This is a genomic window from Microbulbifer sp. S227A (genome assembly GCF_049800935.1).
Map to the genome: position 1 here is coordinate 39,807 of NZ_JBNAFZ010000009.1, position 25,219 is coordinate 65,025.

The window sequence follows — 25,219 nt, forward strand, 5'->3', positions numbered from 1 at the left end:
ATTAGTAGATCCCCAGAGAAGTAATAACCATGAGCGAACGGAGCAACCCCCTGTTTACCCCCTTCAGTGTGAAGAGCCTGACCCTGCAAAACCGTGTGGCAATGGCGCCGATGACCCGTGATTTTTCCCCGGGCGGCATACCCGGTGACGATGTGGCCGGCTACTACCGCCGCCGCGCCGAAGGCGGCACCGGACTGATCATTACCGAGGGCACCACGGTCAACGACCCGGTCGCCAGCCTCAGCCAGCGCGTGCCGGAATTTCACGGTGAAGCCGCGCTCGCCGGCTGGAAAAAAGTGGTGGAGGATGTGCACGCTGCCGCTGGCAAAATTTTCCCGCAGCTGTGGCATGTGGGCACCGCGCGGGACGCGCGCAAGTCGGCCAACCCGGAGCTGCCGAGCGCCGGCCCGTCAGGGCTGCTAAAACCGGGCAAGCAAATTGCCGAGCCCATGACCACCGCGCACATCGAGCGCGTGATCGAGGCCTTTGCCGAGGCGGCTGCCGACGCGCAGAAGCTGGGATTTGACGGCGTCGAGCTCCACGGTGCACACGGCTACCTCATCGACCAGTTCTTCTGGGAAGGCACCAACCAGCGCAGCGATGCCTGGGGCGGCAGCATGGCCAAGCGCGGGCAGTTTGCGGTGGAAATCATCAAGGCGGTGCGCGCGGCCACCGGCCCAGACTTCCCCATCATGCTGCGTTACTCTCAATGGAAGCAGCAGGACTACACCGCGCGCCTGGCACAAACGCCGCAGGAGCTGCACGATTTTCTCGCACCACTGGCGGATGCGGGCGTGGACCTGTTCCACTGCTCCCAGCGCCGCTACTGGGAACCGGAATTTGAAGGGTCGGACCTCAACCTGGCCGGCTGGACCAAAGAACTCACCGGCAAGCCCACCGTGACCGTGGGCTCGGTGAGCCTGGATGGGGATTTCTTTGGTGCCTTTGCCGGGCAGTCTTCCGAGACCCGCGCCATCGACGATTTGCTGACGCGACTCGAGCGCGGCGAGTTCGATCTGGTGGCCGTAGGCCGCGCCCTGCTGCAGGACCCACAGTGGGCCAACAAAGTCCGCGATGGGCGTCTCGACGAATTGCAGTCTTTTAACGGCGAATCACTCGGCCGCCTGACCTGAGGCTGCAGGGTAAACGAATACCCGAAAGAAAGAGGGCCCTGACAACAGCAGGGCCCTCTACCGGCGAGCTCGACGCAATCGACAAAAAACTACATTGCTATCGCCCGCCCAGCCACAGAATCTTGAGACTGCTGCAGCATATAAAAATTGTACATCCGTACACATGTTTCAGCTTGATTCCATGCCAAACAAATTCAGCCCGCCATTCGGCGGGCTTTTTTTATTTGGAAGTTAGCTGAAACTTAGTCGTTTAGATGCGCGCAGCGACCAAACTCTGCGCCGTCCTTTATTTCAGCAATCAGCTGATTGGGGAACTTCACTTCGCGATCTTCACCACCGTCACACACAAAAGCAGTTTCCATATCCACAGCGAAGGTGATGGTCGCACCAGCCAGGTTAGCCATCATCTGGTCACCCTTGCCGCTCAGCGCGAGCGGGTTATCCGCCGGCCACTGGGAAGCTTCCACCACACCCTGCTTGTTGAAGAAGTCACGGGTATTGATCCAGCCAACGTCCTTCAGGTACACCGCGCCAATAAAGCCGGTGAAGAAGGAGCCAGCACGGCCAACCAGCACGGTACCGTCTTCGTTCATATCGGTGGGCATCACGCGGATCGGACCAAAGACGCTCTGTACAAACTCAGGCCCGAAACGTGGGTTGGTACACAGGTTGCCGAGGAAGAAATGGTTGTAGTCCATATCCTCACACCAGGTCAGGCCACCAATATCTTCCAGCGCGTCGGTCTTGGTATTCCACAGCTTGACGCCGGTGTCGGTATCCAGTGCAACAACGCTACCGTCGTGGTTCATGGCGGTTGAGTTGCGAGCGCCAAACTCGGTGAACAGATCGCGGAACTGGCCATCGATCCAGGCAACCTGCTTGTAGGTGCTGGAGCCGGTGATGACGTGGCCGGAACCGGAAATGCGGTCGGCACGTACCCACTGCACGTAGCCAGGCAGATCGTAAGAAAGTTCTTCGATTTCACCGTGCTTGTTCCACTTCACCGGAACAATCTCGCCCACACCACTGCGCTGACAGGAGCCATCCGCATCGACATCTTTGTAGGCCAGGCCAACAATTGTGTCGCCGGTGTCGTCCATATCCCACACCGTGGCGCTCTGCACACCAGCGCTGCTACCGCCGCCACAGCTGTCACCGGTCAGGTCCTGCATAGGCGTGAGTTTGTGGCTGGAAAGATCCCAGATTGCTGGGTTTTTAATGCCGTTACCGTCCAGGTCCGCGGTCACCGCCGCCTTGGTGGCGTTCTTGTTCATCTGGCCGCCGCTGGAGCGCAGGCTCACTTCGGGATGCAGCTCGAAGCTTTCCTGTACCGCGTCGTAGATAAACGGAATTCCGCCACCCACGGTACCCAGCGAGCGCTGGCCGTTTTTGGCCATATCGGTGACGAACGCTTCGACTAGTGGTGTGTACTGGATACCATCTTCATAGCCGTTGAAGTACATTTCGACCTGCTTGGATTCACCGGCCTGCAGTACGATCGGCGTCACATCACAGGCAGCATCGTGCGCTGGGTTGCTGCTCTCACCTTCGTTCCAGTATTCGGCTTCGGAAACGATCGCAGTCTGACGCGTGGGGTAGCCGCCCGCCTTGATGGTGTCGGTATACAGTACGTAGCGCGCACCCGGCTGCAGACCGTTGATGGTGAACTTGCCATCCGGACCAACCAGGCCCTGGGTCTGGTTACCAGACTGCTGGGTAATCACGTCGTACATCGGGTCATCGAGGTTACGCGCTACCATGTTGATGCCCGAGTACTCGGTGGAACCGTCCTTCAGGTACAGGGTACCGGTGATGGAGCCGTACTGCGTTTTGTAGGCATCGGTTGGATACAGGTCCGAAATATTTACGATGTCGTCGCGCACACTGATCATCGCCTGCTGGCGACCCTGTTCGCCGCGCACGTTAATGAACGGGAACATGGTTTCGATGGTGTCAGCGGCCGGCTTCGGCCAACCGGTGTACTGGTTGACGTTGCTACAGCCAGGAACACCATCGTAGTAAGGACGATAACCGGCAGCCATGTAGCTAAAGTGTCCGTTAGCCTGCGAGTGCGACATATTAATCGCGTGGCCAAATTCGTGGGTGAACACGCCCGCGACCATTTCGCCATTGGTATCGTTCACATCCACAAACCAGCCGTTCATCAGCGCGGTGGCTTCGGTAATTTCACCGGTCTCTTCGTCGGCCCATTCCGGGAATGCGATACCCAGTACGGCACTTTTCGGCACACCGAAATACTGCTCGAGAATTTGTCCGTCGGTGTCGTAGTTCACCCAGAAACCGTAACCATTTTCTGTAGCGTAAATCTGGCCGACATTGGTTTCGTTAACGTCGGCAATACCGGTCTGTTCTTCAATGGTGCCCTGGATACTCATGCGCAGGGTGGACGTTTCTACATTGGACCATTCGGCAACGGCTTTTGCGGTAATCGCATTGGCCTGGTCGATACTCAGGAACACGGTACCGTCATAGTCCACGGTAAAGGCCTGGGCTTCGCCGCCATCTTTGGTCGGCGTCATCGGACCGCCGTCGGTGTATACGGGGATATCACCTTTGCTGGTATCCCACTTGTACGGCTGCATGGTCGGTTCGTGAATGTAGAGCGGGCCACCGGCCTGAGCGCCTGCCGCAACAACCGCGAGACCGATAGCGAGATTCAGTTTTTTCAATTTCATTACTTCGTCTCCTCTACCAGTTTGCCAACGTAACCCATAAATACAGCGGAGCTGACAGCACCCGGATTGGTAAGCATGTTCTGCTCTTCTGCGGTCATGCCCACGGTGTCCATATCATTGAACAGGCCAAAGTTGTTGAACGCGTTCGCCGCTTTGTCTTCGGTAATTACGAATTTACCCTGCGCCATACCCGCGGTGGTCTGGAAACCGGTCACGCCCGCTTTTTTGTACATGAAGGCAACAACCTGCTCACCTTCATTCCACTTGGCGAAACCTTCCGGGGTAACACCGAGGTAGACCTTGCCATTACCCATGGAGCGCGGCTTCAGCAAACCAAACTGACGAAAGGTGTATTCGCTGTCTTCTGCAACTTTCTTTTTTGCATCGCTACCAACGCGAATGGTGACTTCGGTGAACGGGAGACCGTCCTGGAAGCCGTCGGTTACTTTGGTGACGTTACCCATAAGGATGCTGTCGGATGCAACGACGAGCTCCTTGAGGTTCTGGTTTTTGAGTTTCATGGCATGCGCAGTGGTCGACAGCGCAAGCGCTGCGACAAACGCCGCCAACCAGGAAATGCGCGAGAAGAGTTTCCCTATTTGCATAAGTGTTCCCCGAAAGGTGGTTATTTTTATCGGAATAACCGAACAAAAAATTTGTCCGGTAGTACGGTTACCCGGTTAATTAACCACAAGCGAGAAGGGAAGAGTGGACGCGCCCCGGAAAACGGGGCGAATGTGACAGTGTGTTACCTTACGGGTAATCGAGTTTACATTTTTGTTGTGATTTCATTCACAGAAAGGGCGGGACTAGGGAAGGTTCCTTTTTTCCCAGAAAACACCTTGCGTAGCAACGGCAAGCCGCGGCGTAAGCCGAGGATACTCTGGGCAGTGATTACACCCCCAAACATGGCGCCGCCAACGCCACAGCTAACAATGTCCTGCCCGGTAAGATACAAACCTTTGATGCGTGTTTTTGGTCGCAACCAGCTCTGCTGCCAGCGCGACGGCCCGTGTTGCAGGCCATAGATCTCGCCGGTGCCGTACGCACAGAAGTGTTTTGTGGATAGCGGTGTGGACAGTTCGTAGTAGTCGATCTTGTCGCGCAGGTGTGGGAAGTGGGTGAAAAGTTTCTCAAGCATGCGTCGGCTGAATTTTTCTTTTAGCGCCTCGTATTCTTCACCGCGCTTGCCCCAGGTCTCCCCTTCCCACTGCTTGAACCATTCGTAGCGCGCCGGAGTGACGATTTCGATGGTGGCGCGCCCGGGGTAGCGGCGCAGGAAGTCCGGGTCTTTTGCCGAGGGGAATGAGATATAAGCGAGGGGGAAATCCGCTTCCATATCTTCCACAAAGGCTTTTACGTCGCGATCGTATTCTGCGCTGCTGTAGACCCAGTAGTTAGTCTTTGGCAGTCCCAAGTCCTCGGCGGTGTGCTGCAGGCCGATATACAGGCACAGGTGGGACATGGAAGGCTCCACCGACTTAAGATCGTGGTCGTAGCCGGCGCGCTCGGACGCGCTGTGCGGCAGCAGTTGTTCGAAGGTATTGAATACACCGGCACCGGAAATAACGATGGACGCTTCGATTTCGGTACCGTCTTTCATGCGCACGCCGCGGGCGCGGTTGCCGTCCAGCAGAATGGTTTCCACTTCTGCGTAGGTAAACACCTCGCCGCCGGTGGACTGGATTTGCGGAATAATCGTTTCGGCAATTCGGCTGGAACCCCCCACCGGATAATAGGCACCGTGCAGGTAATGACGGGCAATCATTGCGTGAATCACAAAGCTGCTTTCAGACGGCGGCATGCCGTTGTCACCCCACTGGCCAGTCAGCACCGCAATCAACTCTTCGTTGTCGGTGAGTTCCAGCAAGACCTCGCGGGTGGTTTTAAATACGTAATCGGGTAACCGCCAGCGGCGCAGCGCACGCATCATTGGCCCGCACCAGCGCGGCAGCACCTTTTCCGTTACCAGCATCGGCATAAAGCGGTTGGCTTCCGCCAGGCGTTTGAGATATTCACGCAGCGCGTCTTCTTCCTTGGGGAAGCGCTTGAGCAGCTCCTGAATAAACGCCTCGCGGCCGGCAACCAGGTCGGATCGTTTGTCGCCGTGAATAATTCGGTCGTAGGCGGGATCCATCGGTGCCCACTTGAGGGCGCCGGCGGAGAGAAAATCGTAGAGGTGGCGACTCATGGAGGGGCGGTCGCCCACATCGCCAATGTAGTGCACCCCAACGTCCCATTCGTAACCGTTGCGGTCATAGGCGTGTGTCATACCGCCGGCGGTGTAATGTTGTTCCAGTACCAGCACCTTTTTGCCGGTCGCGCTCAGCAGTGTGCCGGTGGTCAGCCCACCAATGCCGGAGCCAATAATGATGGCATCGTAGGGGCCGTCGAGGCGACTGGGACGATAGCGCCGGCCGATGCGCAAGCGGCTGGGCGTGGGCGCGGACTTGGATGTCGGCTCGGATTTGGACCCAGGGGCAGATTTTTGGGTCTCGGTTTTCTGGCGTTCCACAGTTGTTTCCACGGCAGTGGACCTCTGTCTGATTATAGTTATTCGTCCCCCACCTTAGTCATTGCCACCCCCCGCTGCAATGGCTGCTTTCTATCAGCCTCCTTGGCCAATTACATGCGAATGGTCATCCCCGCGGCAGCATCGTCGTCAGCTGCGCGAGCCGGTCCTCCTGCTTGACGAAGTCGAGTAGCGCCTCTGCGACCGGGGAAATTGGCCGGCTGCGCGAGCGCACCAGAAACCAGTTGGTTTTGATCGGTAGCTCTTCCACATCGAGCACCACCAGGCCGGACGAATCACCGACGCTCAGGGCGTGCTCAGACAGAATCGACACGCCCATGCCCGACATCACCATATGCTTGACGGCCTCATTGCTCTCAATGGTCATGCGAATATTCAGATCGCAGTTGTGCTTTTCCATGTGGCGTTCGATGGCATAGCGGGTGCCGGAGCCCTGCTCGCGCATCAGTACCGGTGCGCGGGCGAATTCCTCCAGTGGTATACGCCCGGCCTGGCTCAGCGCATGCCCGCGGGGGGCAATCGCCACCAAGTTGTTGGGCAGGAATTCCGTGAGCAGGTATTCCGTCTTCTTGGGTGGATGACTGAACACACAGAAGTCGTCGATGCCCTCGGCCATACGCTGGGAGATTTGCTCGCGGTTGCCCACCTTCAGTTCCACGTTGATATCCGGATACAGCTGGCAGAAATCGCCAATCAGGTGCGGGATAAAGTACTTGGCGGTGGTGACCACGGCGATGCGCAAGGTACCGGCGGTCAGCCCGCGCATCTTGGTGAGGTTCATATCCAGGCGTTCAAAGCACGAGAGGATTTCCCGCGCACTGGCGACCACGGCGAGACCCGCATCGGTCAGCTGGATCTGCCGCCCGACTTGGAAATACAGCGGCATCTCCACCGCTTCCGCCAGCTTACGTAACTGCATGGATACCGTTGGCTGGGTAAGGTGCAGGGCTTTGGCGGCAGCCATTACGCTGCCGTGATCCTTGAGTGCGCACAGGATCTCCAGCTGGCGGATTGTCCCCACGCGAGCGTGCAATCGACTCATCGAAGCAATTCCCTCGGTCCAGATGTATAGATAAATATCTAATCAAACATTAGATAATATCTATTTTTGTTTATGTATTACAGCCCACATACTTACCGCCAATTCAGTATCAGACACACCTCTCACAGGGTGAATCAACCAACTAAAGGGTAAGCAACATGCAAAAACAGCAACGGATGTTTGGTCTTTTCTGCGGCGCCACGGTCCTCGGACTTGGCACCGCACTCGCCACTGCCGGTATTACCGGGTGGGCGCTGGCAGCGGTCGGGGTCGGCCTGTGCCTGCTCAACCTCGCCGACCTAATTGTCCCACTGGTCAAGCGTGCCCGCGCACTGCCGGCGCGACTGCCCAATCTCTCCAGCGCCGCGACGGCCAGTGAAGGTGCGCGCTAAATGGCCATCGATATTGTTGTCGCTTTCTTCCTGTTCGGTATGGCCGCCACCCTGATTGGCGGCCGCATCGACTTTCCCCGCGGACTGTACCAGGGCCTGACCCTGTTCCTGCTGCTGGCAATTGGCCTGAAGGGTGGCGTTGCCTTGAGTGAACATGCCAGTGCGACGCTCATTCCCCAGGCACTGGTGGTATTACTGCTGGGCCTGATTCTGCCGTTTATCGCCTACCCCATCCTGCGCAAATTTGGGCAGTGGGACCGCACGGACGCCGCCGCAACGGCTGCGCATTATGGCTCCGTTAGCGTCGGCACCTTCGCCGTCGCGGTCGCACTGCTGGAGAGCCGTGGCATTGCATACGAGGCCTACTTCCCGCTGTTCGTGGTGCTTCTTGAGGTACCGGCCATCGCTCTTGGTATCTACCTGGCCACCCGCCGCGGCGCCGAGGCATCCGCACTCAACTGGCGCACCCTGCTGCTAAACCAGGGCTGCGTATTGTTGCTCGGCGGCCTGCTGATTGGTTGGCTTGCTGGCGTGGAGGGTAGTGCCAAGGTCATGTCGATGTTTACCACCGCGTTCCATGGCGCACTGGCCCTGTTCCTGCTGTATATGGGTTGCCAGGCGGCCCGCTACTTCCCGGAGGTGGTGCGCAACGGTGCCTTCCTCACCAGCTTTGCCATCGTCATGCCGCTCATCGGCGCGACCGTCGGTGGTCTGCTCGCAGTGAGCATGGACTTCTCCACCGGTGGCGTCGCGCTGCTGGCAACGCTCGGTGCCAGTGCGTCGTATATCGCGGCGCCGGCAGCCCTGGGCGTCGCCCTGCCAAAGGCGAACCTGAGCCTGCCACTGACCGCATCGCTGGCGATCACTTTCCCGTTCAACGTATTGATCGGGATACCAATCTATCTCTCGCTCGCAACGTATATACACACGCTGTTCGCGTAAGCGATCACACAATAACGCGCAGAATCAACGCGCCTCTGTCTGGAAAAATAACGCGATGAGCCCCGAGCGTGTGTGTGCGCCCGGGGCGATCATGGAGGACACGCAGCAATGACTGCTGTACGAAAACTTATTGAACACGAATCATTCGGCGGGATACTGCTGGTATCCGCCGCCGTCATCGCCATGCTGCTGGCGAACTCCGCATTGCAGGGGTTTTATTTCGACGGGCTGAACACCACCGTTGCCGTCATTTTTGGCGACTTCGCGATCCAGAAACCGCTGTTGCTGTGGGTCAACGACGGACTCATGGCGCTGTTCTTTCTCCTGGTAGGCCTGGAAATAAAGCGCGAAGTGCTGGAAGGCCACCTTTCTTCCAAGGATCAGGTGATATTGCCCGGCCTCGCGGCCATTGCAGGCATGGCATTCCCGGCACTCATCTATACCGCAATTAATTTTGATAACCCGGAAACCATGCGCGGCTGGGCGGTGCCCTCGGCAACCGATATCGCCTTTGCCATCGGGGTATTCACCCTGTTTGGCAAGCGCCTGCCGGTCAGCCTGAAGCTGTTTCTGCTGTCCGTCGCTATTTTTGATGACATCGGTGCCATCCTGATTATCGCGCTGTTTTACAGCAGCGACCTGTCCATGGTGTCACTGGGCGTCGCATCCGCAGGTTTCGCGGCACTGTTTATGCTGAACCGGGCGCGTGTTACGAATCTCGCCCCCTATGTACTGATCGGCATCATCATCTGGATCGCGGTGCTGAAATCCGGTGTGCACGCGACGCTCGCAGGCTTCCTTACCGCCTGGTTTATCCCGCTGCGGGTCAACCGCGCCAAGCCCCGTGTGCCGCTGCATCGTATGGAGCACGGGTTGCTGCCCTGGGTGACGTTAATGATCCTGCCGGTTTTTGCCTTCGCCAATGCCGGTGTCTCCCTGAGCGGTTTTTCCATCGAGCGTTTGCTGAACCCGGTCACCCTTGGCATCGCCCTCGGATTATTTTTCGGTAACCAGGTGGGGATCTTTTCCACCACATGGCTGACCGTTAAGAGCGGTCTCGCCCGCCTGCCCGCTGGCGCCAACTGGCTCCATGTATACGGCGTCGCGCTACTGTGTGGTGTCGGCTTCACCATGAGCCTGTTTATCGGCACCCTGGCGTTTGAAGGGTACCCACCGGCCTACCAGGAAAATGTAAAAGTGGGTGTGTTGCTCGGGTCCTTCCTGTCGGCGTTTGCCGGTATCGCGGTGCTCTATTACGCCTGCCGCAAACCTTCGGAAGAAGGGAGCAGCCGTAACGAACAGCGCGCCGGAATTTTCCAGGCATCATCCGCTGGCAAAGCGTAATCGTACAAACTTAAGGAGGTTGCTGGACCGCAACGTCAGGCATAAACAAGCGGCAGGGAATGACCATTGCAGCGACCTGTTTGTGCCTGACTCGCCACATTAAGCTTTAACTGTGTAAGTGCAGCTCGCCATATCGACTGAGCCGCCGAGGGAGGCAATATGAATCTGCAGATCATCTCGCTGGAAGGACAGACGTATCTGGTAAACACCATTGATGAGAACGGTGTTCACCCGCTGGAGGACCGCAATAGAAGGCCCAAGCAGTTCCATTGCCTCGAGGAAATCAAGGATTACCTCAATCCCCGCGCATACGATGAAGTGTGGCTGGAGCAACGCACACCCTACGAGGAAATGTGTGGACTGGGGGACGATACGGGTCCACTCCGGGTACAGCTGCACTGGAGCTAATCATCCGCAGCGCGCACTCCATAGCAGGGACACCACTGGATAAGCGATCTTCCTACAGCAAAAGCACGAGGCTGAGCCTTAGCTGCGTGCTTTTGCTGAACGAGTTCACTCTGCGCTGTTGATTTCTACCCAGTTCTCGTTGGCCTTGCTGATATTACCTCCGGTATCCCTTTCCCAGATCTCGAACGATTTTGCATTGTTGTTCAGGTACAGCTTGCCATCGATGATGACCCAGCTGTCCGGGCGCGGTGGTGCCTCAAAACCCTTGGACATGGCGTAGGCACAGTGACCGCCGTAAGCGGGCACGTACTTTGCAGGGTCTGCCGCGAACAGATTGCGGTTTTCTCGTGTGGCAAAGCGCCAGGTCACATCGCCCCAGTCATAGGTGATACTGGCGGAGCCTTTTACCGCTTTTTCACCAGGTTTAAGGCTGTAATAGGCAACAACGTCGGCGCCCTTGAGGGCATCACGGAAGAAGTGAGAATAGACATTCTTGTCGGCGGAGATAGCCGCTGATTGGACAGGGCTCGCTTGGGGCTGGCTGTCCTCGGCCAGCGCAAATGTGGAAATGAACCCTAATAGTGCGGCGAGAGCGGTACGTAGCAACATAAAACATCCTTGAGTATGTGTTCAAAGTATTTTTATAGGCTTTGGGTACGTAACTAGATCACCCGCTTCGAGTGTACGGGAAAAGCCGGCACTGGGTAGGGGGTAACCGCGGGTTTGTTGGTGTGCCCGCGGAAAGTTGCGGTGACATGAAGGCTTGCTGCGCCACTGGGAGTATCACAATCGTCCATTCTTCTGCCCACCTTGTAGCAGGAGGACGTATAACCCACGAAATCCGCTCGGCGCGAGTCGCCACCTTTTGCTATACCTAGCAATTGAATGACAAGACCGGTATTTTCTGTGGGTAACGCGGAACTTTTTGCGACGGTCTGATGTATAAATTCTGACCAACTAATAAATCGATAAACCAAAGTCACAAAATAAGCACAGGTTCCTACAGGAACCGTTGAGGAAAGAATAATGCTTCCCCACCTTCAGCTGAAACGCAGCCGTACCTGGCATATTGGCCCGCTTCTGGCGGCACTGCTCGCACTCGGCGGTTGCGGCGCACCCTCCGACCCCAGCTCCGAAACCAGCAAGCAAACTGCGGTCAAACTGGACCCAACCAAGCTGGCAGCCGACCAGACTCTGGTGCGCGGCGGCGGTTCTGAACCTGAGACCCTCGACCCCCACAAGATCTCCGGCACTCCCGAGTCGGCTATCTTACGCGACCTGATGGAGACTCTGGTAATCGCATCTGCCGACGGCGGTGTGCGCCCGGGTGTAGCCGAGAGCTGGGAGACCACCGACAACCAGCATTACTTCTTCAAGATCCGCGAAAGCGCCAAGTGGTCGAATGGTGACCCTGTCACCGCGGAAGATTTTGTCTATTCATGGCAACGAATCCTGGATCCAAAAACCGCGTCCAAGTACGCCTGGTACCTAGCCGCCGGTAAGGTGAAAAATGCTCAGGATATTGTCGATGGCAAGCAACCACCGGAAAACCTCGGTGTAGAAGCGGTAGACGCAAATACCTTCAAGGTTTCTCTCGAAGCACCGGTTCCCTACTTCGTTTCCATGCTGGTGCACGCCTCCACCTCGCCGGTTCACAAAGGTACCGTTGAGCAATACGGCGACCAGTGGACCCGCGTCGGTAACTTTGTCGGCAACGGCGCCTTCCGGCTGACCGAGTGGGTGGTGAATGAACGCATCGAATATGTAAAAAATGAACACTACTGGGATGCTGACAATGTGAAGCTGGAAAAAGTGCGTAGCTTGCCGATTGCTTCTCCCAATGCGGAACTGAAACGCTATGAAGCCGGCGAGATTGATTTCACTTTCGAAGTGCCTATTGAACATATCAATCGTCTGCGTAAAGAGCGTGCTGATGAGGTACGAACAGCACCCTATATCGGCACCTACTATTACGAATTCAACACCACCCAGCCGCCGTTCAACGATTCTCGCGTGCGCCGCGCACTGGCCTATGCCATCGACCGCGAAATCATGGCGAACAAGGTGATGGGCCGTGGCGAGAAGCCATCATTCCACCTGACCCCGGGTATCGTAACTGGCTTTGATGCGCCGGCCACTTCGTGGAGTCAGAAGACCCAGGCCGAACGCGTGGCCAAGGCCAAGGAGCTGCTCGCGGAAGCCGGCTACAACGCACAAAACCCGCTCAAGTTCAGCGTGCTCTACAACACCAACGACAACCACAAAAAGGTTGCGGTAGCGATCACCGCCATGTGGAAGCAGACTCTGGGCCATGTGGATGTCACCTTGGAAAACCAGGAGTGGAAAACCTATCTGGACACGCGCGCCAATACCGACTTTGATATTGCCCGCGCGGGCTGGATTGGCGACTACAACGAGCCGTCCACCATGCTGAAACTGTTGCTGACCGACGGCGGCAGTAATTACTCAAAGTACAGCAATCCTAAGTACGATGAGTTGTTTGCGAAAAGTGCCAAGGAACTGGATCTCAACAAGCGTGCGGAATACTACGCACAGGCGGAAGAGATCCTTGCCGAAGATATGCCAATCGCACCCATCTATCAGTACGTTACCCAGCATATGGTTAAACGGCACGTTGGAGGCTACGCGCCGGACCCACTGGATAACTACTACTCCAAGGACATGTGGATCATCGAGCACTAATTGATACAAAGCCCGGGAACCCGTTGTGGTTCCCGGGCTTTTTCAATTCCAGGGGGACCCAAAGTTCCCAAGAGGTATGGAAGCGCTTCAGAACAAGTAGGTTCCAAACTAAAGCTATAACAGAAGACGCTTATGTTGAGATTTATCGCCAAGCGCGTGCTGGAAGCCATTCCCACGCTGTTTATTCTGATTACCGTCTCTTTTTTCCTGATGCGCTTTGCGCCGGGAAATCCCTTCTCCGCCGAAATTGCCATGACCCCAGAAGTGATGGCAAATATCGAAGCCAAGTACGGTTTCGACAAACCGGTGCACGAACAATATTTCAGTTACCTCGGTGGCCTGCTGCAGGGCGACCTGGGGCCCTCATTTAAATACAAGGACTTCACGGTAAACGAGCTGGTTGCGCAGGCCTTTCCGGTTTCCCTGAAAATCGGCCTGCTGGCGTTTATCGTGGCGGTGACCTTCGGGGTTACCTTCGGCACCATCGCCGCCCTGCGCCAGAATACCTGGCTCGACTACACCATCATGACCGGCGCCATGGCCGGGGTGGTGATCCCCAGTTTTGTACTGGCACCGCTACTTGTGCTGATTTTCGCCATCGGGCTCGACTGGTTACCCGCGGGCGGCTGGCATAACGGCGCGACACCTTATGTGGTCTTGCCTGTGATCGGTATGTCCCTGTACTACATCGCCTCCATCTCGCGAATTATGCGCGGCAGCATGATCGAGGTGCTGAACGCCAACTTTATTCGCACCGCCAAGTCCAAGGGCCTGTCCACCCCCTACATCATCGTACGCCACGCCTTGCGTCCGGCAATCCTACCGGTACTTTCCTACCTCGGCCCGGCGCTGGTGGGAATTATTACCGGCTCGGTAGTGATCGAAACCATTTTCGGTTTACCCGGTATCGGCCAGCTGTTTGTAAACGGCGCCCTGAACCGCGATTACTCCATGGTGCTCGGGCTGACCATTCTGGTTGGCGCCCTGACCATTACCTTTAATGCCATCGTCGACATTTTGTACGCGGTGGTCGACCCCAAAATCCGCTACGCATAACCAGAGGCTTACGAGATGTTATCCACAACAGCCAATAAAGAAGCGGTCGAAAACTTTTCCGAACAGCTGGAGGTCAAGGGCCGCAGCTTGTGGGACGACGCCCGCCGTCGTTTTTTCAATAACCGTGCCGCGCTCACCAGCCTGGTGATCCTCGGGTTTATCACCCTGTTTGTTTTTGCCGGGCCAATGCTCAGCCAATTCGCGTTTGACGAGGTGGACTGGGGTGCAATGCACGCGGCACCGTCGGTGGCCAGTGGCCATTTCTTCGGTACCGACTCCCTCGGTCGCGACTTGTTTGTGCGCACCGCCATGGGCGGGCGTATCTCGCTGATGGTCGGCGTAATGGGTGCACTGGTGGCGGTATTGATCGGCACCCTGTACGGCGCCACTGCCGGTTTTGTTGGCGGCCGTACCGACCGCGTGATGATGCGCACCCTGGAAATCCTTTACTCCTTCCCGTTTATGTTCTTCGTCATCCTGCTGGTGACATTCTTCGGTCGCAACATCCTGCTGATCTTTATCGCCATTGGTGCAGTGAGCTGGCTGGATATGGCGCGTATCGTGCGCGGGCAGACCCTGAGCATCAAGGGCAAGGAATTTGTCGAAGCGGCCACCGTGTACGGTGTTTCCAAGTGGGCGATGATCACCCGACACATCGTGCCCAACGTGCTCGGCATTGTTGCGGTGTATGCAACTCTGCTGGTCCCGCAGATGATCCTGTTTGAATCTTTCCTCAGCTTCCTCGGCCTGGGTGTACAGGAGCCGATGACCTCCTGGGGCTCGCTGTTGAACGAAGGCGCGCAGACCATGGAAATTGCCCTGTGGCAATTGATTGTGCCGGCCGTATTTATGGTCACCACCCTGTTCTGTTTTAACTTTATCGGCGACGGCCTGCGCGATGCGCTGGACCCGAAAGATCGCTAAGGAGCTGCGCCATGACTTTATTGAATGTGAAAGACCTGCGCGTGGAATTCACCACGCCGGAAGGGGCGGTAACCGCCGTCAACAACCTGAACTTTTCCCTGAACGCCGGTGAAACCCTGGGCATTGTTGGCGAGTCCGGCTCGGGTAAAACCCAGACCGTGTTTTCCATGATGGGTTTGCTGGCCAAGAATGGCATCGTTAGCGGCAGCGCCAAGTTCAAGGGGCAGGAAATCCTCGGCTTACCGGAGCGCGAACTCAACAAGATTCGCGCAGAAAAAATCGCGATGATTTTCCAGGACCCAATGACCTCCCTGAACCCCTATATGAAAGTGGGGAATCAGCTGGCCGAGGTGCTGGTGAAGCACAAGGGCATGAGCAAGAAAGAAGCGCTCGCGGAAGCAGTGCGCATGCTGGATGCGGTAAAAATTCCTGAAGCGCAAAAGCGCCTCAACATGTACCCACACGAATTCTCCGGTGGTATGCGCCAGCGCGTGATGATTGCGATGGCGCTGCTGTGCAGCCCGGAACTGCTGATTGCCGACGAGCCCACCACGGCTCTGGACGTTACCGTACAGGCGCAGATCCTGGCGCTGCTGAACGAACTGAAGCGCGACTTCAACACCGCCATTATCATGATCACCCATGACTTGGGCGTTGTTGCCGGCGCTTGCGACAAGGTACTGGTGATGTACGCCGGCCGCACCATGGAATACGGCAGCGCGGACGATATTTTTTATCGCCCGACCCACCCCTATAGCGAAGGCCTACTCAAAGCCATTCCACGGCTGGACAGCGTCGGCGAGGAACTGCCGACCATTCCCGGCAACCCACCTAACCTGTTAAGCCTCCCTGCCGGCTGCCCGTTCCAGGAACGCTGCCACTGGGTGCAGGACCGCTGCCGCCAGGAGGCGCCGGCACTGCACAATTTTGATGCCGAACGCCTGCGTGCCTGCCATGCAGATGCCAATCAGATTCTGGAGGCCAGCTAATGACTGTTGCAGAAAAAGAATTGCTGCTGGATGTGCAGGACCTGAAAGTGCATTTCCAGATCAAGAAAGAAAATGCCTGGCCCTGGACTAAACCAGCCAACCTGAAAGCGGTGAATGGTGTAGACCTGCAACTGTATGCGGGTGAAACCCTGGGCGTGGTGGGTGAATCCGGCTGCGGCAAGTCCACCCTGGCACGGGCAATCATCGGCCTGATCAAGGCCACCGACGGCAACGTGCTGTGGCTGGGACAGGACCTCACCGAGCTGGACGACAAGGCGCTGCGCGCGACCCGCTCGGATATCCAGATGATCTTCCAGGATCCACTGGCCTCCCTGAACCCGCGTATGACCATCGGCGACATTATTGCCGAACCCCTGCGCACCCTGCGCCCGGATATCCCCAAACAGGAAGTCAGCGACCGCGTACAAGCGATGATGATGAAGGTGGGCCTACTGCCCAATCTGGTCAACCGCTACCCCCACGAATTCTCCGGCGGCCAGTGCCAGCGTATCGGCATTGCCCGCGCGCTGATCCTGGAGCCGAAGCTGATCATCTGTGATGAGCCGGTATCCGCGCTGGACGTTTCTATTCAGGCGCAGGTGGTCAATCTGCTGAAGCAGTTACAGCGGGAGATGAACCTGTCGTTGATCTTTATCGCCCACGACCTGTCGGTGGTAAAACACATCTCCGACCGCGTGGTGGTGATGTACCTGGGTAATGCCGTGGAAGTGGGTACTGCGGACGCGCTGTTCGCCGATCCCCAGCACCCGTACACCCAGGCCCTGATGTCGGCGGTGCCGATTCCGGACCCGGAGGTCGAGAAGGGCAAAGATATCCAGCTGCTGGAAGGCGAGTTGCCATCCCCTATCAACCCGCCCAGTGGCTGTGTGTTCCGCACGCGCTGCCCCCATGCCGATGCAGTCTGTGCCGAACAGGTGCCGGCACTGAGTGGCAGCGCAGAGCACCAGAGTGCCTGTTTGCGCCTGGATGCTTTGCAGGCCGGCTGATTCAAAAATTAGCTGGAGCCATGCCTGTAAAAATGGCTGGGTAAACTTGCGCACCAATAAACTGCAGAGTAGCTAGGCCAGCTATAAAAAAGCCCGAACATTAATGTGTCCGGGCTTTTTTCTATCGCATAAATGATTGCAAGCCTTCAACGACCTGGAAGCTGCCAGTTTACGATCGGCGGCTGATCATCAGCCTGGCACAACCAGATAATCGCGCGCAATCCGCGCCGGTGATTACCTTCTGTGTCGAAGAGCTGACTCCAGTCGTCAGCCGTGAAGGGGCGCCCTGCAAGGCGAAACTGAGCAATAACTTCTTCCCAGCTTGCCCCGGCCATTGTCATAGACTCACTGGTACCGTAATCAGTTTCGATCGCGAGATCGACACTATTTCCCTTGCGATTTACTCGCGTTATTTCGCCCTGCCAGGAGGTCAGCTGATTCCTGTCACAGGTAACGTATTCGGGCACGGCGAGCCGTTGCGCCGCCACTTCCGAAGAGCCCAAGAGGCTGAGCATGCACACGAAAATGAAATGGTAGATGGTATTCATAGGTAGCAGTATAGCGGGGGGTGTTAGCCCCCCGTATAACCATTACAGACCGCGGTAGGTATTACTTTGCTCATCGGCACGTGCCGACTGGCCTTCAGAAAATTCATACATACAGCTGTCGTCAGTGTAATCCATGAAGTTTGTGATCGGATCCAGTCCAGCTGCGTTTTTACCTTTTGTACAGGAATCGCGCCCTACCGGACACCCGTATGCTGGCGATTTTTCCGCAGGTGTATCGGCAACATAATCCCCACTTCCGGAGCACCCACCCTGAAAAGTGTGGTACAGGCCCAGCCAGTGCCCGACTTCATGAGTCAGTGTATCCCCTTCATTGTATGGGGCCGCATCGCCGCCAGGCATTGAGTCCGTTAGAATCACCACGCCGTCATCCAATGGAGCAGACGCATAGCTGCTCGGGAAGGTAGCCCATCCAAGCAGACCATCGCCAATATTCGCCGCGTAGATATTCAGCGTGCCGGCATCGCCCTGACGCAGAGCAGTTTTCATCTGCTGTTCCGCAGACGTGTTATACCCGACATTGTACCAAGCATTGTTCGCAGTCACCGTGGTCGCGACCAGGTTGAATGTAAACGGCGTGCCGGCGTAGGCATCGTTGAGCACGGCCATCTGCGAGTTGATTTCACCACTGGAGAGCGCGCCATTATTGGAACTGTCAGTGATTACATGAAAATGGACATCGACACTCACCGAACCAGCCGGACGCGGTGTATAACCGCCGTCATCTCCACCACCCGGTTTGCCCCGCATGGCAGTAAAGTGCTGCTCCTTCAGAGCTGCCTCTTGGATTGAGGGATGCTTGGTGCCGCAGCGCTTGAACTTGGCATTATTGTTTGCGTTGTCCATGGCAGCACCGCTTTGCGCAAGTGCGACACCCGGTGACGCTAACAGACATAGAGACAGAACTGTTTTGATTGATACTGAGAGAGCGGTTTTTTTCATAACCCTGACCTTAACTTTATTATTCGAGTGGATACCTCTTCAGACCGAACCAACCTTCGTCTCTTAACCAAACTAAAGTCAATAGAACTAGTGCATACGGTTATAATAACGGCGTTAAATCCTTTATTTTGGCACCGTTTTCAAAACAGGGATCACTAGGACCTTTCTTTCTTCGCTACAAAAAAATCGACAGCACAGCAATAGGCACTTTAGTGCCAATTAAAAGTTCTCGTTATTCGGTCGCGTATCCACTGTATCCGGTTTCTGTGCACGAAAGAGTTACGACGAGATAAAAAACGGCCGCGCCATCAATGGCGCGGCCGTGCTTAGCGGTTGTCATTTTACAGTGTCAAACGACACTGAAAGGCTGCCTAGAAATTGACGTGTAGACCACGTTCGTAGATGGCTACCATAAAGTCACCAGCCTGATCGCGGAGCACAGCCAGCTCGGTATTGGTTTGGCTTCGCCAGAAGTCTTTTGCACGACTCTCACAAGGGAAGCGCGTCAGCATGAGAACTTCCGCGCCTGACTGGGCACCGTGCACTACTGTACTGGGTGATTGCTGCGTCAGTACCAGGCCATCATAATCTTCCACTTCCTCGGCGTAAGCTGCCCGATAACTGGCCAGAGCGCCTTCACTGCGTAATGTGCCACTGTGCACCAGATAAGCCGTGCGGTTACAGCTATTGCTATAGCCACTCTGGCCGCTATCCGTCACATTGATCGACACACAGCCCGACAGGACAGTGAATAAAGTGGCCACTAGCGCTACTCGAATCATCATTGGTTTCTCTCGATTTACTACGAATGGATCATATCGGATAGTTAGACGCACGTTGTCGATGCTTGGATGCGGGAAAGATGAAAACAATCCTGCGACAATCTGGCGCAGTAATTGAATCCAAAAGCGTCTTATGTTCAGCACCACAAGACGACCCCCACCATCGTGTATTCCAGTTGCCCCATGCTGAACGGGTGCGGTTCTGGAAACTGAAGAGGAACACATGCAGATTCTCGACGAGCATCTGGCGGACGTCACCCCCACTAGGTCTGGGCATTAGCGTATGGCGGTACCGTGGAGTAAAAAACAGTAACCGTAAAATTTAGCTGCTGATATTCAGCACCACCTTGCCAATGGAATTGCCACTGCGCAGGCACTCGATGGCATCGTGGGCCTGCGCAAAGTCGTATTCGTGACCAACATGGGGGGCGGGTAAATCCAGGCTCGCGCAGCCGCCTAACAGCTCATCGAACAATGCCTGTTCCTGCCATAACCAGATCAGGTTAAAGGCCAGCACGGATTTGTTGGTGCTGATCATGTCCATCACATCGTAGCGCGGACGCTTCAGGTACAACCAGGCCGCTTTCAGCCAATTAGGTTTATCGCCCGGAGTAAACTCCGCCGCACCAAATACTACCAGACGCCCGGTCGGCGCAAGCGCCGCGAAACACTGCTGCTGGAGCTTGCCGCCAATCCCGTCGAGAATGGCATGCAGTGGCTGCCCGCCCAGTTGCAGTTTTAACTGATCGGCAAAATGTTCGCCGCGCACAATCACATCGGTAAAACCCTGCGCGGCAAGAAACTCACACTTGTTTTCAGAACTGACCGTGCCGATGGGGATGGCCCCCATCTTCTCCACCATGCGCATCGCCTGCAAACCCACACCGCCCGCAGCACTTTGAATCAACACCTGCTGCCCCGGCTTTACTGCCGCCAGATTGGTCAGCGCATAGTAGGCGGTGAGGCTCTGGGCGGGAAAGGCGGCACCTTCGGCAAAACTCCAGGCATCCGGGATCTTGCGGCAGTGTTGCGCGGGAATATCGATCACGGTGGCATAGCCACCAAAACGGGTACAACCGTACACACGGTCTCCCACTTTTAAATCGGTTTGCGTATCCGCGGCCACTTCACTTACCACTCCGGCAAATTCCAGGCCGGGGATAAAGCTGCCTTCCGGCGTAGCGGAGTACAAACCGGTCAGCGCAAAAATATCCGCGAAATTAAGCCCGACGGATTTCACCGCCACGCGCACCTGGCCACTAACGAGGGGCGCAAGCGGCTCCTCTAGCAGCCGTAGATTGCTGATCGCACCGGCCTTGCGTGTACGCCATACGTGCCGGATTTGCTCCATCTGTCATTCCTTAGTTTATTTTCCCAAACCTAATTCGGACCGGTACTGTATCGCCTCTATATCGGTATATGAGAGTAACGATATTTCACGACCCAGCGCCAGTGAACCGTGCATGGATGAGCGGTCGATGTGAAGTTTGTCCCACTTCCACACATGCTGTATAACCATACAGCCCCTGGATGGCGCCCATACCCTTCAACAGCAATTGATTTCCCTAGCGAAACTCCCATGGCCGAGCCCGTCGAACTGGCACCAGACTATTACCTAAGCAATTTCCACGCCCTAGTGGAATTTGTGGTAACGCGCTATGACGCGCTGCTGTCTGACGAAGAGCGGTGTTTCCACCAGTGCTTCTGCGCACTCGATACCGATAGCCAGAAACTCTATGTACGCCTGCTGTCACGCAAGGGAGTGCCCTCCACCGCTGGTGCACTCTTTCGGCAATCCAAACTGGCGTACCAGGAAATTCACAACCTGCCGCACGCGGTGGAAACCCTGGCAACTGCTGGGCTGTTCCTGCGCGATCCGGCCCTGGACCTGACAGACATTCTGCCGCTGTTCACCAAAAACGAACTGCTAGCCTATAGCCTCGAACCGCTGCCCAAAACACTCAAGCGCCCGGCACTGGAGCAGGCACTCCTGCAGCAAGACCACGACTCTGTTCGCGCACAGCTGACCTTTGATGAACCTCTGCTCGCGGTACAGGCGGCAGCACACTTCGAGACCTTCAAGCTATTGTTCTTCGGCAACCTGAATCAGGACCTTACCGATTACGTACTGCGGGATCTTGGACTGTTCCGCTACGAAAATTATCCGCTGGAGCAGTCGCAACTGCCATTTAAAAGCCGCGCGCAGGTCGAGCGCCATCTGCACTATTACGCTTGTCTCGCACAATTGGAGCAGGCACTCAGCGCTGATGCGCAAGCCATCACCACCCTTGCCGCCGAACTGCCGGAAAACCCGCAAGGTGATACCACACTGCAACGGCGACTGGATCGCCTGCGCCTGGCACTGGCGCGCCAGCTGGAGCGGCTGCAAGCATTGGAAGCGGCCAATACGCTGTACCAACAATGTCAGCGCCCGCCGGCGCGCGAGCGCCGCGCCCGTATCGCCGCCACTCAAGGCAATACCGATGCGGCTCTGACTATCTGTGCCCAGATACTGGCGCAACCGGAGAATGAGCAGGAGCGCGAATTCGCTGCGAGCTTCGGTCATCGCACCGCCAAGAAAACCTCGCACTGCGACACCTGGCCTGCGCCAAAGCGTTATCGGGCACCCACGCACACCGTCACCCTGACGCAAACCAATGAGCGGGTGGAAGTCCGGGCTGCACACTATCTCGCAGACGCCGCCGCCGGCAATCAGTGCTTTTATGTGGAAAACACACTGATCAACGGCGTATTGGGCCTGGCCATATGGGATATCGTATTCGCGCCAATTCCCGGTGCTTTCTTCAATCCATTCCAGGTTGCGCCGAGCGATTTTCGCAGTGCAGATTTTTATCCACAGCGGCGGGCGGCATTCACCCAGCGCCTGACCGAACTGCAGGAAACCGGGCTCGACGAATGGGTATGGCACCACTTCCGCGAGAAGCGTGGTATCGCTAACCCGCTGGTGCACTGGGACGGGCTTTCGGAGCCACTGCTGGAACTGGCACTGTCACAGATCCCCACCGAGCACTGGCTGGCACTGTTTCGCCGGCTGCTGAACGACATTGCCCATCACCGCAGCGGCTTTCCGGACCTGATCTTGTTCCCCGCTGATGGCGGCTATGAACTGGTAGAAATCAAAGGGCCGGGGGATCGCCTGCAGCAAAACCAGCAGCGCTGGCTGGCTTATTTCGCCCAAAACCAGATACCGCACCGGGTATTGCATGTTGAGTGGGATACTTTGTGACTGGCACCCTGAACGCCCCTCTGGAAGACACTGAGTGTCGCCCAACAGCAGAGGATACCCTGCAGCTCTCTGTAGGGGAGCTGGTAGCGTTTGCCTGTCGCAGTGGCGATCTGGTTAGCGAACACAGGCACGGTGGGCCCACTGCCGCGGAGGGCATCCGCGCACACCAGCGTCTGCAACGCAAACGCCCGAAAGGCAGCGAGGCGGAATATCGCCTGCAAGTAGAACTGGAGCAGGACGGTCAGGCAGTGACGCTGAGCGGGCGCGTCGACATACTCCACCCCCAGGTGGACCTGCATACCCCAGTCCAACTCGACGAGATCAAAACCACCTATGTGCCACCGGAGGCACTCGCGGAATCCGCGCGCGCCCTGCACTGGGCACAGCTGAGGATCTACGGCTTTTGCTACGGCCTGCAGCACCAGTTCACGGCAGCTACGCCGGTAGCCCTGCAAATGCTCTGGCACAACCTCAAGGACAAGAAAACCTACCCCGAATCCCGCGAGTTCCGCTGGGGAGAACTAGAGGCCTTTACCCGCGAGGCGCTCACCACCTACATACAGTGGCATCGGCGCTGGCAGGCGCACCGACATACCGTGCGCGCGTCGGCTCGCGCACTGGCATTCCCATTTCCAGACTACCGCGCCGGCCAGCGCGAACTCGCGGTAGCCGCCTACCGCTGCCTGCGCGACGGTGGCGAACTGGTGGTGGAGGCGCCCACCGGTATCGGCAAGACCATCAGCACACTGTTCCCCGCCATCAAGGCGATGGGAGAAACCCCGCTCGATCAGCTGGTTTACCTGACAGCAAAAAATTCCGGCCGCCAGGTAGTGCGGGAAACGGCCACACGCTTACATGATCGTGGACTAACCCTGTCGGTGCTGGAGATTCAGGCGCGGGACAAAACCTGTGCGTGTAGCCTGGGCCTGTGTAGCCGCGACGACGCCGGGATTTGCCCACGCACGCGCAACTTCTTTGACCGCCTGCCGGAGGCGCGTATTAACCTCCTGGGCAAACCGTTGCTGACCCCGGAAGTGATTGCCGAGGAAGCCGACCGCCTGCAGCTGTGTCCCTTCGAACTGTCGCTACAGATGCGCCCCTGGGTGGATCTGGTGGTGTGCGATTTCAACTACGTGTTCGACCCGCTGGTACAAATGCACGGTTTGCTGGATAGCAGCCGGCAACGCGCGGTGTTAATCGATGAGGCCCACAATCTAGGGGATCGCGCCCGTGGCATGTTCAGCGCAAGCCTCAAGCGCGGCGACAGCCGCCGTGCCGCAGCCGCCTGTAAAGGTTCCCACCCGAACCTGCACCGGGCTATCCAGTCTCTGGTAAGAGCGCTGGACAAATGGGTGGAGGAACAGCGCGGCAGTGCGGAAGACCCGGCAGAGAACACTGCCGAGATATCCACAGCGGCAAATTTTCCCACCGAGGGAACCAAAAATCGCGAGCTGTGGATAACTTCACTGAGCGACGGCGCACCGCAAAAGATCAGTGCCGCGGTGCAAAAAGTGCTGCTGGTTGTGAACCAGTTATGGGAGCAAGGCCAGCAACCACCCGAAGACATCAATGACTGGCTGCGGTCGCTATTTCGCTATCAGGTGATCGAACAGTCGGTGGCGGAGCAGCACCGCTGTATTACCCGCGTCCAGAGCGCTTCCAACCCGGATAGTCACTGGCGGGAACAGGAAGTCGAATTACTTTGCCTGAATGCCGCCACCTATTTACAGCAGGCATACCAAGCCTTCCACGCGGTCATCGGGTTTTCCGCCACCCTGCGCCCGCCCGGCTACATCTGCCAGCAGCTCGGCTGGCAACAGAATGCCCCTTACCTCGCCCTGCCCTCGCCATTTCGCAGCGAGCAGCTGGGACTTTTCCTGTGCCCATACGTGGATACCCGCTACCGGGCACGGGACCGCGCCGGCGAGCACCTGGTGGAGATGATTGCTCGCACGTATCAAAGCCGCCCGGGTAACTATCTGGTGTTCTTTCCCTCCTACCGCTTCCTGCAGCAGGTGGCCGAGCGCTTTGCCAGTGCCTACCCGGAGATACCGCTGCTGCTACAGGAATCTGGTAGCTCCGACCAGCAGCGCGCGGAATTCCTGCAACAGTTTCAGGCGGGTAACCGCACCCTGGGGTTTGCCATCATGGGGGGGATCTTTGGCGAGGGGATCGACTATGTGGGCGAACAGCTGATCGGTACCATTGTGGTCGGCACCGGACTGCCGCAGGTCAATGAAGAGCAGGAACTGTTGCGAGCAACCTGGGAGCAGCAAGGGCAAAATGGCTTCGATATCGCCTATCGCTACCCCGGACTCACCCGGGTGCTGCAAACCGCCGGGCGGGTAATACGTACAGAGAGCGACCGCGGCGTAGTGATTCTGGCAGACTACCGCTTCGCCGACCCATTTTATCGGGCCCTTTACCCGCAACACTGGCAACCACACAGCTGCCGCAACGGTCAGGCGCTGTCCGACGCACTGACAAGGTTCTGGAACGAATAATTTTCTGCA

General features: G+C 57.0%; 21 protein-coding genes. 12 read left to right on the plus strand and 9 right to left on the minus strand.

Annotated elements, in window-relative coordinates; all coding sequences use genetic code 11:
* Positions 1–29 precede the first annotated feature (29 nt).
* Positions 30–1,133: an NADH:flavin oxidoreductase gene (locus tag ACP15R_RS19500; protein WP_224868462.1), complete on the plus strand. Its 1,104-nt coding sequence runs from the start codon at positions 30–32 to the stop codon at positions 1,131–1,133.
* 242 nt (positions 1,134–1,375) lie between these two features.
* Here ACP15R_RS19500 and ACP15R_RS19505 read toward each other — a convergent pair whose 3' ends face one another.
* The 4 genes from ACP15R_RS19505 to ACP15R_RS19520 form a co-directional block, all read right to left on the minus strand.
* Positions 1,376–3,829, minus strand: coding sequence for a hypothetical protein (locus ACP15R_RS19505; protein ID WP_224868461.1), 2,454 nt, complete (start codon positions 3,827–3,829; stop codon positions 1,376–1,378).
* A complete protein-coding gene (locus ACP15R_RS19510; RefSeq protein ID WP_224868460.1) occupies positions 3,829–4,434 on the minus strand; it encodes a hypothetical protein in 606 nt (201 codons plus the stop codon). The genes ACP15R_RS19505 and ACP15R_RS19510 overlap by 1 nt, the downstream gene beginning before the upstream one ends.
* A gap of 164 nt (positions 4,435–4,598) precedes the next feature.
* Complete coding sequence (locus tag ACP15R_RS19515) at positions 4,599–6,344, minus strand: phytoene desaturase family protein (RefSeq protein ID WP_224868459.1); 1,746 nt, start codon at positions 6,342–6,344, stop codon at positions 4,599–4,601.
* Positions 6,345–6,468: 124 nt separating this feature from the next.
* Positions 6,469–7,404: a LysR family transcriptional regulator gene (locus ACP15R_RS19520; protein WP_224868458.1), complete on the minus strand. Its 936-nt coding sequence runs from the start codon at positions 7,402–7,404 to the stop codon at positions 6,469–6,471.
* Between the two features lie 158 nt (positions 7,405–7,562).
* Here ACP15R_RS19520 and ACP15R_RS19525 point away from each other — a divergent pair, with 158 nt between their 5' ends.
* The 4 genes from ACP15R_RS19525 to ACP15R_RS19540 all read left to right on the plus strand — a co-directional run bounded on the left by ACP15R_RS19525 (position 7,563) and on the right by ACP15R_RS19540 (position 10,490).
* Complete coding sequence (locus tag ACP15R_RS19525) at positions 7,563–7,796, plus strand: hypothetical protein (RefSeq protein WP_224868457.1); 234 nt, start codon at positions 7,563–7,565, stop codon at positions 7,794–7,796.
* A complete protein-coding gene (locus ACP15R_RS19530; RefSeq protein ID WP_224868456.1) occupies positions 7,797–8,738 on the plus strand; it encodes a sodium-dependent bicarbonate transport family permease in 942 nt (313 codons plus the stop codon).
* Positions 8,739–8,846: 108 nt separating this feature from the next.
* Complete coding sequence (gene nhaA, locus ACP15R_RS19535) at positions 8,847–10,082, plus strand: Na+/H+ antiporter NhaA (RefSeq protein ID WP_224868455.1); 1,236 nt, start codon at positions 8,847–8,849, stop codon at positions 10,080–10,082.
* Between the two features lie 159 nt (positions 10,083–10,241).
* Positions 10,242–10,490: a DUF6482 family protein gene (locus ACP15R_RS19540; protein WP_224868454.1), complete on the plus strand. Its 249-nt coding sequence runs from the start codon at positions 10,242–10,244 to the stop codon at positions 10,488–10,490.
* A gap of 105 nt (positions 10,491–10,595) precedes the next feature.
* On the opposite strand, the gene ACP15R_RS19545 is transcribed toward ACP15R_RS19540, so the two are convergent.
* On the minus strand, positions 10,596–11,099 hold the full coding sequence (locus tag ACP15R_RS19545; protein ID WP_224868453.1) for a YHS domain-containing (seleno)protein: 504 nt from the start codon (positions 11,097–11,099) through the stop codon (positions 10,596–10,598).
* Positions 11,100–11,516: 417 nt separating this feature from the next.
* Between ACP15R_RS19545 and ACP15R_RS19550 the strand changes: the two genes are divergently transcribed.
* The 5 genes from ACP15R_RS19550 to oppF all read left to right on the plus strand — a co-directional run bounded on the left by ACP15R_RS19550 (position 11,517) and on the right by oppF (position 17,169).
* Entirely contained in the window at positions 11,517–13,193 is a 1,677-nt protein-coding gene (locus ACP15R_RS19550; RefSeq protein WP_224868452.1) for a peptide ABC transporter substrate-binding protein, read from the plus strand.
* Positions 13,194–13,325: 132 nt separating this feature from the next.
* The gene (gene oppB / locus ACP15R_RS19555) at positions 13,326–14,249 is read left to right on the plus strand and encodes an oligopeptide ABC transporter permease OppB (protein ID WP_224868451.1); all 924 of its coding nucleotides are present in this window, start codon (positions 13,326–13,328) and stop codon (positions 14,247–14,249) included.
* A gap of 15 nt (positions 14,250–14,264) precedes the next feature.
* Positions 14,265–15,173 (plus strand): oligopeptide ABC transporter permease OppC, encoded by a 909-nt coding sequence (gene oppC, locus ACP15R_RS19560; protein ID WP_222230618.1) that lies wholly within the window; start codon positions 14,265–14,267, stop codon positions 15,171–15,173.
* Between the two features lie 11 nt (positions 15,174–15,184).
* On the plus strand, positions 15,185–16,162 hold the full coding sequence (gene oppD, locus ACP15R_RS19565; protein WP_224868450.1) for an oligopeptide ABC transporter ATP-binding protein OppD: 978 nt from the start codon (positions 15,185–15,187) through the stop codon (positions 16,160–16,162).
* Complete coding sequence (gene oppF / locus ACP15R_RS19570) at positions 16,162–17,169, plus strand: murein tripeptide/oligopeptide ABC transporter ATP binding protein OppF (protein WP_224868449.1); 1,008 nt, start codon at positions 16,162–16,164, stop codon at positions 17,167–17,169. Before oppD ends, oppF begins: the two co-directional genes overlap by 1 nt.
* Positions 17,170–17,315: 146 nt before the next feature.
* Here the strand turns inward: oppF and ACP15R_RS19575 are convergent, their stop codons facing one another.
* From ACP15R_RS19575 to ACP15R_RS19590, 4 genes are all read right to left on the minus strand, one after another.
* The gene (locus ACP15R_RS19575) at positions 17,316–17,717 is read right to left on the minus strand and encodes a hypothetical protein (protein ID WP_224868447.1); all 402 of its coding nucleotides are present in this window, start codon (positions 17,715–17,717) and stop codon (positions 17,316–17,318) included.
* A gap of 42 nt (positions 17,718–17,759) precedes the next feature.
* Positions 17,760–18,677, minus strand: coding sequence for a zinc metalloprotease (locus ACP15R_RS19580; RefSeq protein WP_424987890.1), 918 nt, complete (start codon positions 18,675–18,677; stop codon positions 17,760–17,762).
* Between the two features lie 371 nt (positions 18,678–19,048).
* The gene (locus tag ACP15R_RS19585) at positions 19,049–19,606 is read right to left on the minus strand and encodes a DUF1330 domain-containing protein (RefSeq protein ID WP_424987891.1); all 558 of its coding nucleotides are present in this window, start codon (positions 19,604–19,606) and stop codon (positions 19,049–19,051) included.
* A gap of 175 nt (positions 19,607–19,781) precedes the next feature.
* Positions 19,782–20,810 carry a zinc-binding dehydrogenase gene (locus ACP15R_RS19590; protein ID WP_424987892.1) on the minus strand — a complete coding sequence of 343 codons (1,029 nt, stop codon included), beginning with the start codon at positions 20,808–20,810 and terminating at the stop codon, positions 19,782–19,784.
* A gap of 228 nt (positions 20,811–21,038) precedes the next feature.
* Between ACP15R_RS19590 and ACP15R_RS19595 the strand changes: the two genes are divergently transcribed.
* Positions 21,039–22,706 carry a VRR-NUC domain-containing protein gene (locus tag ACP15R_RS19595; RefSeq protein WP_424987894.1) on the plus strand — a complete coding sequence of 556 codons (1,668 nt, stop codon included), beginning with the start codon at positions 21,039–21,041 and terminating at the stop codon, positions 22,704–22,706.
* On the plus strand, positions 22,703–25,210 hold the full coding sequence (locus ACP15R_RS19600) for an ATP-dependent DNA helicase (RefSeq protein ID WP_424987896.1): 2,508 nt from the start codon (positions 22,703–22,705) through the stop codon (positions 25,208–25,210). The genes ACP15R_RS19595 and ACP15R_RS19600 overlap by 4 nt, the downstream gene beginning before the upstream one ends.
* Positions 25,211–25,219 lie beyond the last annotated feature (9 nt).